Raw genomic sequence first — 12,776 nt, 5'->3', positions numbered from 1 at the left:
CGTCGAGCCTAGGACCCGGACGCCCTACGCGGGGGTACGGTGCGAGGCCGCGGCGGCCAGGGCGGCGCTGAGCGTACGGCCGTTGGTGCCGACCTCGGACCAGCCCGCGGCCAGGCCGATCGGCGTGCCCGGGACCAGGACCTGCCAGTTCTCCGCGGCGGCGGCCGCGCTGATCCGCCGGGACACCTCCGCCGCCTGGGTCGGCCCGGCGCCCGGCAGCACCACCACGAACTCGTCGCCGGCGAAGCGGGCCACGAAGTCGCCGCGGCGCATGACCCGGTTGAGCACACCGGCGATGCGCTGCAACACCAGATCGCCGCAGTGCCGCCCGTGCCGGGCGTTGACCGCGGTGAAGCCGATCAGGTCGCAGACGCCGATCGCCGCGCGTTCGCCGCGGGTCAGCATCGCCGCCACGTAGCGTTCGAGCTGGCGGCGGTTGGGCAGGCCGGTGAGCGGATCGGTGAGGTTCTCGTCGCCGTAGCGGCCCATGTCGCGGTGGGTCTCCTCGGCGTCGAGGCGGGCCGCGACCCCGTCCAGGTAGCCGTCGCGGAGCCGGTCGATGCGCTGGGCGGCCAGCCGGAAGGCGTACCGGTCGGCGGCGTGCGCGGCCTCGTGGTCGCCGGCCGAGGAGTGGCAGATGCTGCGCAGCCGGGCCGGTTCGGCCGGGCCGAGGATCTCCTGGGAGACCGGTACGGCGTCGAGCTTGCGCAGCGCGTCCCCGGCTTTGTCGGCGGCGATGTCGAGGCACACGGTGCCGAGATGCCGCAGGTCGCGGGAGCGGACGCTGTCGCCGCCGCCGGTCAGCAGGGCGGCCACGTCGGTCTGCGTGGACTCGCCCAGGGCGGCCCGGCGGGCCAGCGCGTAGCCGTAGACCGGCCGGCTGCTCGGCCGCAGCCGCACGTCGGCGCCGGTGGCGACGTAGCGGGTCAGCTCGGCGTCGATGTCGCGCAGCACCCGCAGGCAGCCGTCGGTGTCGCCCTGGTGGTCGAGCGAGACCGCGTTGCGCAGCCGGATGCCCGGCGCGGCGAAGACCTCGCTGGCCATGCCGGCCGCGGCACCGACCTGGCGGGCCTGCTCGATCGCGGTCAGCGCGTGGCCGTGAAAACCGAGATAGCTGTACGCCATGGCGAGGTCGTGCCAGCCCCACGCCGTCTCGCTGTCGCCGTCCGGCACCGCCGCCAGCGCGCGCGACGCCTGCACGAGGTGGGTGACCCCGCGGTCCAGGGCGCTCTGCAGGTGGGCACCCAGAGCCGCGAACGCGTGCATCTGACCGCGCAGGTACGGGTCGGAGGTCTCCCGGACCGCGTTCGAGGCGAGCGTCATCGCGGTGGCGAACTCGGCGACCCGGCCCAGGTTGATCAGGGCGCCGAACCGCTGGACGAGCGCGTACGCCCGGGTCAGCGGGTCGGTCGTACGGGCGAGCACCTTGTCGAGGATCGTCAACGCCTCCGCGGACCGGCCGCCCTGCTGGAGCTTGCCCGCCGTACGCAGGTCGTCAACGTTGTCGCCGAGCTGATCGAGCCACGTCATGGTGCCGCCACGGCCATCCAGGCCCCTCCCGCCGACGCCGTTCATCGCCGAGTGACCCGGCCGGTCACCGTCGAGAGACGACGTTCCATGATTATGCCGTGACGCCGACGCACGAACACCCCTCGACCGGAACGGAACGGACGCGCCTGGCCCCGGTGCTGGCCAAGGCCACCGCACTGCTTGCCGGGGCGGGCGTTTCGTCGCCGCGCGTCGATGCCGAACTGCTCGCCGCGCACGTTCTCGGGGTGGGGCGCGGCCGGTTGCTGCTGATCGACACCGTGCGCGGCGACGAGGCGAGCCGGTTCGCCGGGCTGGTCGAGCAGCGGGCGCGGCGGATCCCGTTGCAGCACCTGCTCGGCACGGCCGCCTTCCGGCATCTGGAGCTGGCGGTGGGCGAGGGGGTGTTCGTGCCGCGGCCGGAGACCGAGCTGCTGGCCGGCTGGGGGATCGAGCACACGGCGCCGGGTGCCACGGTGGTCGACCTGTGCAGCGGTACGGGCGCCATCGCGTGCTCGGTCGCCGACGAGGCCGCGCCGGGCCGGGTCATCGCGGTGGAACGGTCCCCGGCGGCGCTGGCCTATCTGAGCCGCAATGCCGCGGCGTTCCCCGTGGTGCGGGTGGTGCCGGGCGACGTGACGGATCCGGGGTTGCTGGCCGACTGCCGGGGCATGGTGGACGTGCTGCTGTGCAACCCGCCGTACGTGCCGGACGGGACCGCCGTACCCCCGGAAGTGGCCGACCACGACCCGGCGGAGGCCGTCTTCGGCGGCGCGGACGGCCTGGTCGTGATCCGGCCGGTGATCGCCCTGGCCGCGGTGCTGCTGCGGCCCGGCGGTGTGCTCGGTGTCGAGCACGACGATGTGCACGCGGCGGCCGTTCCGGAGCTGCTGCGGGCCGACGGGCGCTTCACCGGGGTCGCCGCCCATCAGGATCTGACCGGCCGCCCACGATATGCGACGGCCCGCCGCGTGTAGGGCACTTCGTGCGCGCCATGGCACACTGCAACTTGTGATGCTCTACGACTGTCGGGCCGTGGCCGAGCGCGATCGCGGCATCGCCGCGGCTGTCGAGGCGGTCAAGAGCGGTGAGCTCGTCGTGCTGCCCACCGACACCGTGTACGGCGTGGGTGCGGACGCGTTCACCGCGCATGCCGTCAACGCCCTGCAGAACGCCCGCGGTGCGGACCGGCGCGTGCCCCCGCCGGTGCTGGTCGGCTCCAGGCACACCCTGGACGGCCTGGTCTATTCGCTGCCCCGGGCGGCGCGTGAGCTGGCCGACGCGTTCTGGCCGGGTGCGCTGACCATCATGGTCGAGCATTCGCCCAGCCTGCAGTGGGACCTGGGCGACACCGGCGGCGTGGTCGCGGTCCGGATGCCGCTGCACCCGGTCGCGCTGGAGGTGCTGCGCGAGGTGGGCCCGATGGCCGTCACCACGGCCAACAAGATCGGTCAGCCGGCCCCGACCACCGCCGAGGAGGCCCGCGACCAGCTGGAGTACGCGGTCCGCGTCTACTTGGAGGCCGGGGCGGCCGCCGACCCGGCGCCGAGCACGATCGTCGATGTCACCGGTGACGTGCCCCGGGTGCTGCGCAACGGCGCGGTGCCGTTCGAGAAGCTGCGGGACGTCGTGCCGGACATCCTGGCCGTGGAGTCCTGACGATGCCGTTCACAGTGCTGCACGTGTGCATGGGCAACATCTGCCGGTCGCCGATGGCCGAGCGGCTGCTGGTCCTGGCCGCCGCCCAGCGCCTCGGCAAGCTCGATCCCGACGCCGAGCTCGACGACCTGCTGCGCAGTGTCAGCGCGGGCACCGGCGGCTGGCACGAGGGCGAGGAGATGAACCCGCCCGCGGCCCGGCAGATCACCCTGCGCGGGGGCAGCACCGACGGTTTCCTGGCCCGCAAGCTGACCAGCGCCCAGCTGGACGAGGCCGACCTGATCCTGACCGCGACGGCCGACCAGAGCGACTACGTGCACGCCCTGCTGCCGGGTGCGGACAATCGCACGTTCGTCCTCGGGCATCTGGCCCGGCTGCTGCGCGACCTGGAGTCCGGGTCGCTCCCGCCGGCCGGCACCGACCCGGAGACCTTCGCCGCCCGCGCCGCCGCCGTGGTGGCGGCGGCTGCCCGGCTGCGCGCCGAGACCGAGCCGCAGCCCGGCGACGACCTCGACGACCCCTGGGGCCGCGGCGACCAGACGTTCCAGCGCATCGGCGACACCATCGAAGAGGCGCTGTACCCGCTCGTGGACGCCCTGCTGCCGGGAGCACCGAGGCCCGCGTGACGATCGTCGGACCGGACGCCGGCGGCCTGCGCCGCGCGGTGGAGCTGCTGCGGGACGAGTCCGTCGTCGCGTTCCCCACCGAGACCGTGTACGGCCTGGGCGCCCACGCCTTCTCGGCGAAAGCCGTGGCCGAGGTCTACCGCCTGAAGAACCGCCCGTCCTGGAATCCGCTGATCGTGCACGTGGCCAATGTCGCGGCGGCCCGCGCGCTGGCCCACGAGTGGCCCGACGCCGCGAACGAGCTGGCCGCGCAGTTCTGGCCGGGGCCGCTGACCCTGGTCGTCGAGCGGGCGAAGCACCTGCCGCAGGTGGGCGCCCCGACGCCGACGATCGCCATCCGGGTGCCGGCGCACGAGGTGGCCCTGAAGCTGCTGGAGGCCGCGAACCTGCCGCTGGCGGCGCCCAGCGCGAACAGGTCGGAGGGCATCTCACCGACCACCGCCGAGCACGTGCTGCGCAGCCTGCCGGACGTGCCGCTGGTGCTGGACGGCGGCCCGGCCTCGTGGGGCATCGAGTCGACGGTGCTCGACCTGACCACGCCGACGCCCACGCTGCTGCGCCCGGGTGCGCTGGCGCTGCGCCCGTTGCGCGAGGTGACCGGCGCGATCGCACTGCCCGCAGCGGTGGTCACCGACGGCACGGCCCGGCCCTCACCGGGCATGAGCCGGCGGCACTACGCCCCGAAGGCGACGGTATTGCTCGTCGACGACGTGAAAACGGTGAACCGCAGCGGCCTGGCTGCCCCGGTCGCGGTGCTGAGCTATGAGACAGCCGGCGACTACGACGCGGCGGAGGTGCTCAGCGCCGACCCCCGCGAGTACGCGGCGGATCTCTACGCGGCCCTGCACCGCCTGGACGACGCCGGGGTCGGCACGATCATCGTGCAGCGGCCGCCGGACACCGAGGACTGGCTGGCCGTCCGTGACCGGCTGAGCCGCGCCGCCCGGTGAGCGTGCGGCCGCCGGTCAGCGGGTGGCCTGGTTGGCGATGTTGCGGGCCATGCCGCTGAAGATGACCCCGTGGAACGGCACCACGCTCGCCCAGTACGCGTGCCCGGCCAGCCCCCGCGGCACGAAGATGGCCCGCTGCCGGTAGACGCTCGTCCCGTCCGGTCCGGGCTCGGCCGACATCTCCAGCCACGCCCGCCCCGGCACCTTCATCTCGGCGCGCAGCCGCAACAGCTCGCCCGGCTTGATCTCCTCGACCCGCCACCAGTCCAGCGCCTCGCCGACCAGCAGGTGGTTGCGGTCGCGCCGGCCGCGGCGCAGGCCGACGCCGCCGACGAGCCGGTCCATCCAGCCGCGCACCGACCAGGCCAGCGGGAACGAGTACCAGCCGTTCTCGCCGCCGACACCCTCGATCACCCGCCACAGCGCCCGGGTCGGCGCGGCCACCGTACGGGTGCGTTCGTCGACGTAGACGCTGCCGCCGGACCAGTCCGGATCGCTGGGCAGCGGCTCGGCCGCCGCGTCCCGGCCCACCGCGTTCGACCACCGGGTCTCCACGTTGGCGTCGCGGACCTTGCCGAGCGCCAGCCGCACGGCCTCGTCGAAGCCCAGCAAGCCGTCGTCGGGGACGTACTCGGCGATGTCGTGCTCCTGGGCGAAGGCCTCGTGGATGAGGCTGCCGACCAGCGGCCGGGCGATGGCATTGGGCACGGGCGTGACGGCACCCACCCAGTGCGCCGACAGCCACGGGCTCAGCGGCCGCAGCGGCAGGATGATCCGCCGGCGCAGACCCGCGACCCGGGCGTAGCGGCGCATCATCTCCAGGTACGTCAGCACGTCCCGCCCGCCGATGTCGAAGCCCCGGTTGACCTCGGCCGGCAGCGTGGCCACGCCGATCAGGTAGCGCAGCACGTCCCGGACGGCGATCGGCTGGATCCGGTTGCGCACCCAGCGTGGAGTGATCATGATCGGCAGCCGCTCGGTCAGGTAGCGCAGCATCTCGAACGACGCCGAGCCCGAGCCGATGATCACCGGCGCCCGCAGCACCGCCGTCGGCACCCCGCTGTCCAGCAGGATCCTGGCCACCTCGGCCCGGGAGCGCAGGTGGGCCGAGGGGTGCTCGTCGGGCGGCGGCTCGGGACCGCCGAGGTAGACGATCCGGCTGACCCCGGCCGCCTTGGCCGCGGTGGCGAAGTTGTGCGCCGCCTCGCGGTCGATGCGCTCGAAGTCCGGCTGTCCGAGCGAGTGCATGAGGAAGTAGGCGACGTCGACGCCGGCGAAGGCGGCCGGCAGCGTGCCGGGGTCGGACAGGTCGCCCTCCACCACCTCGGCCCGGCCGGCCCAGGGCACGTCGCGGAGCCGGGCGGCACTGCGGGACAGGCAGACGACGGAGTGGCCGGCATCGAGCAGACGGGGCGTCAGGCGGCCACCGATGTACCCGGTGGCGCCCGTGACGAGGCAACGCATACCACCACTGTGCCCGCAGGCAGGCCCCCATAAGCCATATGCTCGATCTCGGCAGCGTCGCCGACGGTGAGGGAGCGTGTCATGGAGACTTTCTGGGGTCCCGACTTCGGCGCGCTCGAGCACCAGGACCCGGAGATCGCGGAGGTGATCCTGGGCGAGCTGACCCGCCAGCGCGGCGGGTTGCAACTCATCGCCAGTGAGAACTTCACCTCCCCGGCCGTCCTCGCCGCGCTCGGCTCGACGCTGACCAACAAGTACGCCGAGGGGTATCCGGGACGGCGCTACTACGGCGGCTGCGCCGAGGTCGACCGGGCCGAGGAGCTGGCGGTCGACCGGGCCAGGGAGCTGTTCGGGGCCGAGCACGCCAACGTCCAGCCGCACTCCGGCTCGTCGGCGAACATGGCGGCGTACGCGGCGCTGATCCAGCCGGGCGACACCGTGCTGGCCATGGGGCTGCCGCACGGTGGCCATCTCACCCACGGCAGCCGGGTCAACTTCTCCGGCAAGTGGTTCCACCCGGTCGGCTACACCGTGCGCCGCGACACCGAGCTGATCGACTACGACGAGGTCCGCGACCTGGCCCAGGCGCACCGGCCCAAGCTCATCGTCTGCGGCGCGACGGCCTATCCCCGGCTGATCGACTTCAAGGCCTTCCGGGACATCGCCGACGAGGTGGGGGCGTACCTGATGGTCGACGCCGCGCACTTCATCGGGCTGGTCGCCGGGCGGGCCGTCCCGTCGCCCGTAGCGCATGCCGATGTCGTCACCTGCACCACCCACAAGGTGCTGCGGGGACCGCGGGGAGGCATGATCCTGTGTCGTGAGGAGCTTGCCGCACGCATCGACAAGGCCGTCTTCCCGTTCACCCAGGGCGGGCCGCTGATGCACGCCGTCGCCGCGAAGGCCGTCGCCCTGCGGGAGGCGGCGCTGCCCGACTTCCAGTCGTACGCCCAGCAGGTGGTCAAGAACAGCCAGGCGCTGGCCGCCGGGCTGGCCGCCGAGGGGATGCGCCCGGTCTCCGGGGGCACCGACACCCACCTGGCCCTGGTCGACCTGCGCGACACCGGGGTCAGCGGCCGCGACGCCGAGGCGCGCTGCGACCGCGCCCGGATCACCCTGAACAAGAACGCCATCCCGTACGACCCGGAGCAGCCCATGACGGCGTCGGGCATCCGGGTCGGCACTCCCAGCGTCACCACGCAGGGCATGCGCGAGGCCGAGATGCGCCAGATCGCCGGGCTGATCGCCGTGGCGGTGCGCGCGGACCCGGCCTCGGTCGGCGGGGCCACGCAGCTGCGCGAGGTCGCCGACGAGGTGGCCGAGCTGGTCCGGGCCTTCCCGGCGTACGACCGGGCGGGGGTGCCGGCGTGAACGACTCCGCCGACCGTGTGGTCCCCGCCCAGCCGACGCCCGCCCGGAACGACCACGACGACGACAACCGTCCGCTGCCGGATCTGCCGCCGCTGCCGGAGGACCCGCGCTGGCGGGTGGAGCACCTGCCCTTCCTGACCGCCTTCTCGGTCGCGCTGATGATCTGCGCGGCGTCGGTCGGCTTCTTCGCCGGTGGCGGCGCCGCCGCGGTGGGCGCCGCGGCCGGCGTGGGCGTCGTGACGGTCAGCTTCACCATGACGACCCTGGTGTTCGCGTGGGCCGACACTGTGCGCCCGGCCCTGGTGATGCCGCTGGGGCTGCTGACGTACGTGGTGAAGTACGCGTTGCTCGGCGTGATCATGGTGTTTGTGATCTCCTCGGAGTGGCCCGGCCGGCTCGCGATGGGCTGGGGGATCGTCGCCGGGGTGCTCGGCTGGACGGCTGTGCAGATCTGGTGGGTGGCCCGGACCAGCCTGTCCAAGTGATCTTCAGCACCGGCGTTTCGACTGGTCAGTGCCCCTTTGGAAGGGCTCTGTCCACGAACCGGTGACTGACGTCCGACAAAGTTGTCCGGTTCTGGCGGAGGGGGAGTACCGTGTTGCCGAGTTGCGAGACCCCTGACGCCTGGACAACTGCGGTTGTGCGGGGGGTCCCGCTTAGCTTCGTGTTACCTGCTGATATCGTTCGGGCCGTCATGACCGGTCAAGAACCTCCCAGCAACCCCCACGGCGACGACGGTCAGAACCCGCCCGACACGGGCCAGGGGATGACGGCGGTCAGCTATCTCCTCGGGGGCATGTTGGTCTGGGGCGGGATCGGCTGGTTGGTCGACCACTACGTCGGCACCAAGGGCATCTTCGCCGGAATCGGCGCCGTCGTTGGTATCGCCGGCGGTGTCTACCTCATCGTGCGCCGTCTCGGCGCCTGACAGGAAAGGGCTACGGTGATCGGTCAGTCGACGGTCCTCGCAGCGGAGTTCCCGCCCAGCGTCGAGGACTTCTACCTGCCCAGCATCCTGCCGTGGGGCGCTCACGACTCGTACTGGTTCACCAAGATCACGTTGTTGGTCTGGGTGGCCGTTGCTCTGATCATCATCTTCTTCCTGGTGTCCTACCGGAAGCCGCAGCTGGTGCCCACGAAGAAGCAGTGGCTCGCCGAGAGCCTCTACGGATTCGTGCGCAACAACATCGCCGTCGAGATGATCGGGGCGCGAGGTGTCGCGTTCGCGCCGTACCTCACGACGCTGTTCTGCTTCATCCTGCTGAACAACCTCTTCAGCATCGTGCCGCTGATCCAGATCTCGCCGAACTCGCACATCGCGTTCCCGGCGATCCTCGCGGTCATCAGCTACGTGATGTTCATCTATGTCGGCATCCGGCACCACGGCGGCTTCTTCAAGTACATGAAGGCAGCGCTCATCCCGCCGGCGCCGTGGTTCATCCTGCCGCTGCTGATCCCGATCGAGTTCTTCTCGAACTTCATGGTCCGTCCGTTCTCGCTGGCGGTCCGACTCTTCGCCAACATGTTCGCCGGCCACATGCTGCTGCTGGTGTTCACGCTCGGTGGCTTCGCGATGGTCAGCGCGAACGTGTGGTTCACGCCGTTCTCGATCGTGTCGTGGATCATGACGATCGCCCTGACCTTCCTCGAGTTCCTGGTGATCGTGCTCCAGGCCTACGTGTTCACGGTGCTGACCGCGAGCTACGTCCAGGGCGCGCTCGCCGACGAGCACTGAGCTGTTCGAGTACCACCCCGTTGTCGTCCCGCGTGACAGTCACGCGAGATACCAGGAGGAACTGAGCAATGATTCTCGCCGAAGTTGTGGGTAGCACCGCCGCCATCGGTTACGGCCTCGCCGCGATCGGTCCCGGCATCGGTGTCGGTCTGGTCTTCTCCGCCTACATCCAGTCGACGGCTCGCCAGCCGGAGTCCTCGCGCCTGACCCTGCCGTACGTCTGGATCGGCTTCGCCGTCATCGAGGCGCTGGCGCTGCTGGGCATCGCGTTCGGCTTCATCTGGCAGAACCTGGCTCCGAACGTCGGCTAGTTCTCCCCTTGCGGAACGGAGCTCCCATGCTTGCGTACCTGGCCGCCGAGGGCGGCGAGACAACTGAACACAACCCGATCATTCCCGCGTGGGAAGAGATCGTGGTCGGTACGGTCGCGTTCGCCCTGCTCTGCTTCGTGCTGATGAAGTTCGTCTTCCCGATGATGGAGAAGACGTTCGCGGCGCGGGTCGACGCGATCGAGGGTGGCCTCAAGCGCGCCGAAGCCGCCCAGGCCGAGGCGAACGAGCTGCTCGAGCAGTACCGCGCGCAGCTGTCGGAAGCTCGTACGGAGGCCGCGCGCATCCGTGACGAGGCCCGCGCCGACGCCGAGGGCATCCGTCAGGACGTCCTGGCCAAGGCCCGGGAGGAATCCGACCGCATCATCGCGTCCGGGCGCGACCAGCTCGCCGCCCAGCGCGAGAGCATCGTGCGCGACCTGCGCTCCGAGGTGGGCACGCTCGCCGTGGACCTGGCCGGCCGGATCGTCGGCGAGTCGCTCGCCGACGAGGCGCGCAGCCGGGGCACGGTGGACCGGTTCATCTCCGAGCTGGGTGCCGGCACGGGCACCGGGCGGCGCTGATGGCGACCGTCAACCGGGAGTCGTACGCCGCGGCGGCGGAGAAGTTGACCGCGGACACCCGGACGGCCACCGCCGCGCAGCTGGCCACGGCCGCCGACGAGATCCTGTCGGTGGCGCGGCTGCTGCGCGGCCAGCCGCGGCTGCGCCGGGCGCTGACCGATCCGTCGCGCAGCGGCGCCGACCGGGCCGAGCTGGTTCGCTCGCTGCTCGCCGGCAAGCTGGGGGAGACCGCCGTGGAAGCGGTGGCGACCCTGGCCGGCGGCCGGTTCAGCCGGCCGGCCGAGCTGCTCGACGCGGTGGAGCGCCTGGGCGTCGACACCGTGCTGGCGGCCACCGAGAAGGCGGACGAACTCGCCGAGGTCGAGGACGAGCTGTTCCGCTTCGGACAGGTCGTGTCGGGTGACTCCGAGCTGGCCGTGACGCTGGCCGATCCGGGCGCATCGATCGACCGTCGCGTTAAGCTGGTTCAGGACCTGCTGAAAGGCAAGGTCCGGGCGGGCACGGGACGGCTCATCGAGGTGGCCCTCGAGGGATTCGGCGGCCGCGGCTTCGAGACCTCGCTGAGCCGGCTGGTCGAGCTGACCGCCGCGAGGCGGGACCGTCAGGTCGCGTACGTGACGGTCGCCAAGCTCCTCGACGACGCCGAGGAGCAGCGGCTCGCCGCCAAGTTGTCCGACATCTACGGTCGGCAGGTGTCGCTGAAGGTCGATGTGGATCCGAGCATCATCGGCGGTGTCAGCGTCCGTGTCGGCTCCGACCTCTACGACGGCACGATCCTGCGGCGACTCAACGAAGCCCGGCAGGCGTTCGCTAAATAGTTTTTCCCCTCGGTGGCGGCGACGTCCCGAGCACGCCCTCGGCGGCGGCGACGCCCCGAGCCGACTAGAGAAGGCAGAGGATGGCCGAGCTGACCATCTCCTCGGACGAGATCCGGGGGGCGCTAGAGCGCTACGTCTCGTCCTATTCGCCCGAGGTCTCCCGTGAGGAGGTCGGCATCGTCTCCGATGCGGGCGACGGCATCGCGCACGTCGAGGGTCTGCCCTCGACGATGGCGAACGAACTCCTCGAATTCGAGGACGGCACGCTGGGTGTCGCCCTGAACCTCGACGTCCGCGAGATCGGCGCCGTGGTCCTGGGTGACTACACCAACATCGAGGAGGGCCAGCAGGTCAAGCGGACCGGCCGCGTCCTGTCGGTCCCGGTCGGCGACGCCTACCTGGGCCGCGTCGTGGACGCACTCGGCAACCCGATCGACGACCGTGGTCCGATCGAGAACGAGGGCTTCCGCGAGCTCGAGCTGCAGGCCCCGAACGTCATGTCCCGCCAGCCGGTGAAGCAGCCGCTGCAGACCGGCATCAAGGCGATCGACGCCATGACGCCGATCGGCCGCGGCCAGCGCCAGCTGATCATCGGCGACCGCAAGACCGGTAAGACCACGGTCGCGCTCGACACGATCATCAACCAGCGGGCCAACTGGGAGTCCGGCGACCCGCAGAAGCAGGTCCGCTGCATCTACGTCGCGATCGGCCAGAAGGCCACCACGATCGCCAGCATCCGGGGCACGCTCGAGGCCCAGGGCGCGCTGGAATACACCACGATCGTGGCCTCGCCCGCCTCCGACCCGGCCGGCTTCAAGTACATCGCCCCGTACACCGGCTCGTCCATCGGGCAGCACTGGATGTACAACGGCAAGCACGTCCTGATCGTCTTCGACGACCTGACCAAGCAGGCCGAGGCGTACCGCGCCGTGTCGCTGCTGCTGCGCCGCCCGCCGGGCCGCGAGGCGTACCCGGGCGACGTGTTCTACCTGCACAGCCGCCTGCTCGAGCGCTGCGCCAAGCTCTCCGACGAGCTCGGTGGCGGCTCGATGACCGGCCTGCCGCTGATCGAGACCAAGGCCAACGACATCTCGGCCTACATCCCGACCAACGTCATCTCGATCACCGACGGTCAGATCTTCCTCGAGTCGGACCTGTTCGCCTCGGGTGTGCGCCCGGCCATCAACGTCGGCACCTCGGTGTCCCGCGTCGGCGGTTCGGCGCAGGTCAAGGGCATGCGCCGGGTCTCCGGCCGGCTCCGCCTGGACCTGGCCCAGTACCGCGAGCTGGAGGCCTTCTCGGCCTTCGCCTCCGACCTGGACAAGGCCTCGCGGGCTCAGCTCGAGAAGGGCGTCCGCCTGGTCGAGCTGCTCAAGCAGCCGCAGTACTCGCCGCTGTCGGTGGCCGAGCAGACCGTCGTCATCTGGGCCGGCACCACGGGTCAGCTCGACGACATCCCGGTCGGCGACGTCAAGCGTTTCGAGGCCGAGCTGCTCGACTGGATCAAGCGCAACCGCAGCGAGACCTTCACGGCGATCGAGTCGACCGGTCAGCTGACCGACGAGCAGGTCGAGACCCTGCAGAGCGGTGTCGACGAGTTCAAGGTGCTGTTCAAGCAGGGCGAGACCGGCAGCAATGTCGGTAACGAGGCGCAGGCCGAGCCCCTGGCGGACGGCAGCGAGAGCCGCGAGACGGTGACCCGCGAGGTCCGGTCCAGCACGGACGAGAGCTAAG

14 protein-coding genes are annotated in these 12,776 nt (G+C 71.4%); 12 read left to right on the top strand and 2 right to left on the bottom strand.

Translation table 11 applies throughout. The features are described 5' to 3' along the window. Positions 1 to 24: 24 nt before the first annotated feature. On the bottom strand, positions 25 to 1,530 hold the full coding sequence (locus AB0C12_RS21055) for a GGDEF domain-containing protein (RefSeq protein WP_360550288.1): 1,506 nt from the start codon (positions 1,528 to 1,530) through the stop codon (positions 25 to 27). 98 nt (positions 1,531 to 1,628) lie between these two features. Here AB0C12_RS21055 and prmC point away from each other — a divergent pair, with 98 nt between their 5' ends. From prmC to AB0C12_RS21035, 4 genes are read left to right on the top strand one after another with little or no spacing between them, the layout of a single operon-like run. Next, positions 1,629 to 2,504, top strand: a complete 876-nt coding sequence (prmC, locus tag AB0C12_RS21050; protein ID WP_360550286.1) for a peptide chain release factor N(5)-glutamine methyltransferase — start codon at positions 1,629 to 1,631, stop codon at positions 2,502 to 2,504. Positions 2,505 to 2,541: 37 nt separating this feature from the next. Continuing rightward, positions 2,542 to 3,186 carry an L-threonylcarbamoyladenylate synthase gene (locus tag AB0C12_RS21045; RefSeq protein WP_360550284.1) on the top strand — a complete coding sequence of 215 codons (645 nt, stop codon included), beginning with the start codon at positions 2,542 to 2,544 and terminating at the stop codon, positions 3,184 to 3,186. 2 nt (positions 3,187 to 3,188) lie between these two features. After that, complete coding sequence (locus AB0C12_RS21040) at positions 3,189 to 3,812, top strand: phosphotyrosine protein phosphatase (protein WP_360550282.1); 624 nt, start codon at positions 3,189 to 3,191, stop codon at positions 3,810 to 3,812. Then, on the top strand, positions 3,809 to 4,762 hold the full coding sequence (locus AB0C12_RS21035; protein ID WP_360550280.1) for an L-threonylcarbamoyladenylate synthase: 954 nt from the start codon (positions 3,809 to 3,811) through the stop codon (positions 4,760 to 4,762). Before AB0C12_RS21040 ends, AB0C12_RS21035 begins: the two co-directional genes overlap by 4 nt. A 15-nt stretch (positions 4,763 to 4,777) precedes the next feature. Here the strand turns inward: AB0C12_RS21035 and AB0C12_RS21030 are convergent, their stop codons facing one another. After that, on the bottom strand, positions 4,778 to 6,226 hold the full coding sequence (locus tag AB0C12_RS21030; protein WP_360550278.1) for an SDR family oxidoreductase: 1,449 nt from the start codon (positions 6,224 to 6,226) through the stop codon (positions 4,778 to 4,780). A gap of 81 nt (positions 6,227 to 6,307) precedes the next feature. On the opposite strand from AB0C12_RS21030, the gene glyA reads away from it, so the two are divergent. The 8 genes from glyA (at position 6,308) to atpA (ending at position 12,775) form a co-directional block, all read left to right on the top strand. After that, positions 6,308 to 7,597 carry a serine hydroxymethyltransferase gene (gene glyA / locus AB0C12_RS21025; RefSeq protein ID WP_360550276.1) on the top strand — a complete coding sequence of 430 codons (1,290 nt, stop codon included), beginning with the start codon at positions 6,308 to 6,310 and terminating at the stop codon, positions 7,595 to 7,597. Between the two features lie 83 nt (positions 7,598 to 7,680). Beyond that, complete coding sequence (locus AB0C12_RS21020) at positions 7,681 to 8,082, top strand: hypothetical protein (RefSeq protein ID WP_360550582.1); 402 nt, start codon at positions 7,681 to 7,683, stop codon at positions 8,080 to 8,082. Between the two features lie 209 nt (positions 8,083 to 8,291). Then, complete coding sequence (locus AB0C12_RS21015; RefSeq protein WP_360550274.1) at positions 8,292 to 8,525, top strand: hypothetical protein; 234 nt, start codon at positions 8,292 to 8,294, stop codon at positions 8,523 to 8,525. Between the two features lie 15 nt (positions 8,526 to 8,540). After that, the gene (gene atpB, locus AB0C12_RS21010; RefSeq protein ID WP_360550272.1) at positions 8,541 to 9,332 is read left to right on the top strand and encodes a F0F1 ATP synthase subunit A; all 792 of its coding nucleotides are present in this window, start codon (positions 8,541 to 8,543) and stop codon (positions 9,330 to 9,332) included. A 68-nt stretch (positions 9,333 to 9,400) separates the two neighbouring features. Further along, on the top strand, positions 9,401 to 9,643 hold the full coding sequence (locus AB0C12_RS21005) for an ATP synthase F0 subunit C (RefSeq protein WP_203775387.1): 243 nt from the start codon (positions 9,401 to 9,403) through the stop codon (positions 9,641 to 9,643). 26 nt (positions 9,644 to 9,669) lie between these two features. Beyond that, on the top strand, positions 9,670 to 10,224 hold the full coding sequence (locus AB0C12_RS21000) for a F0F1 ATP synthase subunit B (RefSeq protein ID WP_360550270.1): 555 nt from the start codon (positions 9,670 to 9,672) through the stop codon (positions 10,222 to 10,224). After that, positions 10,221 to 11,042 (top strand): F0F1 ATP synthase subunit delta, encoded by an 822-nt coding sequence (locus AB0C12_RS20995; RefSeq protein ID WP_360550580.1) that lies wholly within the window; start codon positions 10,221 to 10,223, stop codon positions 11,040 to 11,042. Before AB0C12_RS21000 ends, AB0C12_RS20995 begins: the two co-directional genes overlap by 4 nt. Before the next feature lie 80 nt (positions 11,043 to 11,122). After that, positions 11,123 to 12,775: a F0F1 ATP synthase subunit alpha gene (gene atpA / locus AB0C12_RS20990; protein WP_360550268.1), complete on the top strand. Its 1,653-nt coding sequence runs from the start codon at positions 11,123 to 11,125 to the stop codon at positions 12,773 to 12,775. Position 12,776: the final 1 nt, after the last annotated feature.

The organism is Actinoplanes sp. NPDC048967 (assembly GCF_040649415.1).
Lineage (GTDB): Bacteria > Actinomycetota > Actinomycetes > Mycobacteriales > Micromonosporaceae > Actinoplanes.
Note: the sequence above shows the minus strand (reverse complement) of the source record. Positions and strands in the feature narration are given on the sequence as shown.

Bases quoted from the DNA above. Each gene is read 5' to 3' on its own strand.
- AB0C12_RS21030 (WP_360550278.1), bottom strand. From the start codon at position 6,226: ATGCGTTGCCTCGTCACGGGCGCCACCGGGTACATCGGTGGCCGCCTG.
- AB0C12_RS21040 (WP_360550282.1), top strand. From the start codon at position 3,189: ATGCCGTTCACAGTGCTGCACGTGTGCATGGGCAACATCTGCCGGTCG.
- AB0C12_RS21045 (WP_360550284.1), top strand. From the start codon at position 2,542: ATGCTCTACGACTGTCGGGCCGTGGCCGAGCGCGATCGCGGCATCGCC.
- atpA (WP_360550268.1), top strand. From the start codon at position 11,123: ATGGCCGAGCTGACCATCTCCTCGGACGAGATCCGGGGGGCGCTAGAG.
- glyA (WP_360550276.1), top strand. From the start codon at position 6,308: ATGGAGACTTTCTGGGGTCCCGACTTCGGCGCGCTCGAGCACCAGGAC.
- AB0C12_RS21015 (WP_360550274.1), top strand. From the start codon at position 8,292: ATGACCGGTCAAGAACCTCCCAGCAACCCCCACGGCGACGACGGTCAG.
- AB0C12_RS21005 (WP_203775387.1), top strand. From the start codon at position 9,401: ATGATTCTCGCCGAAGTTGTGGGTAGCACCGCCGCCATCGGTTACGGC.
- AB0C12_RS21000 (WP_360550270.1), top strand. From the start codon at position 9,670: ATGCTTGCGTACCTGGCCGCCGAGGGCGGCGAGACAACTGAACACAAC.
- AB0C12_RS21055 (WP_360550288.1), bottom strand. From the start codon at position 1,530: ATGACGTGGCTCGATCAGCTCGGCGACAACGTTGACGACCTGCGTACG.